Genomic DNA, 2,301 nt, shown 5'->3' with positions numbered 1-2,301 from the left:
AGCGCCGCAACCACAGTGCGCAATGCGCGTGCGGTCCGGCCCTGCCGGCCGATCACCCGTCCGAGGTCGTCCTGATGAACGCGCACCTCGAGGGTTTCCCCGCGGCGGTTGTTCTTCGCACTGACCTTGACGTCCTCGGGGCTGTCAACAATCCCGCGGACCAGGTGTTCGAGCGCTTCTGCCAGCAATTTACTCAGCCTCGGTGGTCTCTGCTTCGGCGGCGTCGGCGGGAGCCTCGGCAGCTTCGTCCTTCTTGGCCTTCTTGGTGATGGCTTCCGGGATGATCACGGAACCCTTTTCCGGGGTAACGAAGGCAGCCTTGGGAGCCTTGGTCTTCAAGGTTCCCTCCTGGCCCGGGAGACCCTTGAACTTCTGCCAGTCACCGGTGATCTTCAGGATCGCGGCAACCTGCTCGGACGGCTGTGCGCCGACGCCGAGCCAGTACTGGGCACGGTCCGTGTCGACCTCGATGTACGAGGGCTCTTCGGTCGGGTGGTACTTGCCGATCTCTTCGATAGCACGGCCATCACGCTTGGAGCGTGAGTCCATGACGACGATGCGGTAGTACGGTGCGCGCATCTTACCGAAGCGCTTAAGGCGAATCTTTACGGCCACTTTTGTGGTCACTCCTGTTTCTGAAACGGGGTCGAGCCCGGCGTTCTGCACCCGTGGGGCGGGCCGTACTTGGGGGTTCTAAAGGACAAGATCCAGACGCGGAGAGAGGGGCCACGCAGATCGAGTACCTGTTCATTGTGCCAGATCACCGGCAGGATTTCGACTTGACACGAGCTTGGCGCACCACCGCGCGGCCTGGAAGCGGCCTCGAGGGCCGGTCAGGACGCCCAGACGAAGAGGCCGGACCTGGTGGCGGGGTCGACGCCGGCGGCGAGCTCGGCAATCCGGCGGACGTAGTCCCGGGCCTCGTCCGGACCGAAGGGCATGTCCTCCTCGGCGGCCCAGTTGGCGGCGACATCCTCCAGGACGTCACCCTCCCCTTCGGTTTCATAGCTGAGCAGTTCCGCCAGCGTGCGGACCATTGCCGCCGGGACGCCGAGCAGCGAGTCGCTGGCCACGTCGACCATGGCCAGTTCATAGTCCGCGCCCGGGGCGTGCACGGCGACGCCGGCGAGGTCCCCCAGCCGCTCCACCTCGAAGTCGCTGATCTCCGGGATGCGGACGGCGCCCGGGGCGGCCGGACTGCCGCCTTCCAGTGCGCCGGCGCGCTTGAGGGCTTCTTCGTGGGTGGACACAAAGAGTTCGGTGAATCCCATGCAGCTGGTCCTTAGGGTTCGGCGGTCCGTAGACCGCTGTTTTCGACGTCGCTTCAGCCTAGCCGCTTCAGCACGGCCCAGCCCCGCCCGCTGGACATACCCTCCCCTAACCCTGAGCAATGAACATATGGCGTCTATGTCTGTTCCCGGCTGTGGGCAATAGACATGCTCCGATGTCCCGCCTAGGAACAGTGGACATGCCCCTCGCTGGCCCGGGGAACCCGACCCCGCCCGTAGACACGCCCTCCCCCGACCGTGAGCACTGGACATGTGGCATCTATGCCCATTCCCGGCTGCGAGCAATGGACATGTTCCGATGTCCCGCCTGGGCACACTGGACATATCGGCGAGCTCGGCAATCCGGCGGACGTAGTCCCGGGCCTCGTCCGGACCGAAGGGCATGTCCTCCTCGGCGGCCCAGTTGGCGGCGACATCCTCCAGGACGTCACCCTCCCCTTCGGTTTCATAGCTGAGCAGTTCCGCCAGCGTGCGGACCATTGCCGCCGGGACGCCGAGCAGCGAGTCGCTGGCCACGTCGACCATGGCCAGTTCATAGTCCGCGCCCGGGGCGTGCACGGCGACGCCGGCGAGGTCCCCCAGCCGCTCCACCTCGAAGTCGCTGATCTCCGGGATGCGGACGGCGCCCGGGGCGGCCGGACTGCCGCCTTCCAGTGCGCCGGCGCGCTTGAGGGCTTCTTCGTGGGTGGACACAAAGAGTTCGGTGAATCCCATGCAGCTGGTCCTTAGGGTTCGGCGGTCCGTAGACCGCTGTTTTCGACGTCGCTTCAGCCTAGCCGCTTCAGCACGGCCCAGCCCCGCCCGCTGGACATACCCTCCCCTAACCCTGAGCAATGAACATATGGCGTCTATGTCTGTTCCCGGCTGTGGGCAATAGACATGCTCCGATGTCCCGCCTAGGAACAGTGGACATGCCCCTCGCTGGCCCGGGGAACCCGACCCCGCCCGTAGACACGCCCTCCCCCGACCGTGAGCACTGGACATGTGGCATCTATGCCCATTCCCGGCTGCG

Annotated in this window: 3 protein-coding genes and 1 pseudogene; all 4 read right to left on the bottom strand. The window is 65.7% G+C overall.

Annotated elements, in window-relative coordinates:
- The coding region (locus Y706_RS0112530) for an RNA-binding protein (protein WP_028276854.1) at positions 1-188 on the bottom strand (188 nt) is incomplete at its 3' end.
- A gap of 1 nt (position 189) precedes the next feature.
- A complete protein-coding gene (gene rpsP / locus Y706_RS0112525) occupies positions 190-615 on the bottom strand; it encodes a 30S ribosomal protein S16 (RefSeq protein WP_026266438.1) in 426 nt (141 codons plus the stop codon).
- Between the two features lie 218 nt (positions 616-833).
- Positions 834-1,271, bottom strand: coding sequence for a hypothetical protein (locus Y706_RS0112520; protein WP_028276853.1), 438 nt, complete (start codon positions 1,269-1,271; stop codon positions 834-836).
- A gap of 345 nt (positions 1,272-1,616) precedes the next feature.
- Positions 1,617-2,003 (bottom strand): annotated as a pseudogene (locus tag Y706_RS28850) (hypothetical protein); the annotation flags it as partial.
- Positions 2,004-2,301 lie beyond the last annotated feature (298 nt).

Source organism: Arthrobacter sp. I3 (genome assembly GCF_000520575.1).
Classification (GTDB): Bacteria; Actinomycetota; Actinomycetes; order Actinomycetales; family Micrococcaceae; genus Arthrobacter; species Arthrobacter humicola_A.
Note: the sequence above shows the minus strand (reverse complement) of the source record. Positions and strands in the feature narration are given on the sequence as shown.

Excerpts from the sequence above, each read along its gene's own strand:
- Y706_RS0112520 (WP_028276853.1), bottom strand. The coding sequence starts at position 1,271 with ATGGGATTCACCGAACTCTTTGTGTCCACCCACGAAGAAGCCCTCAAG.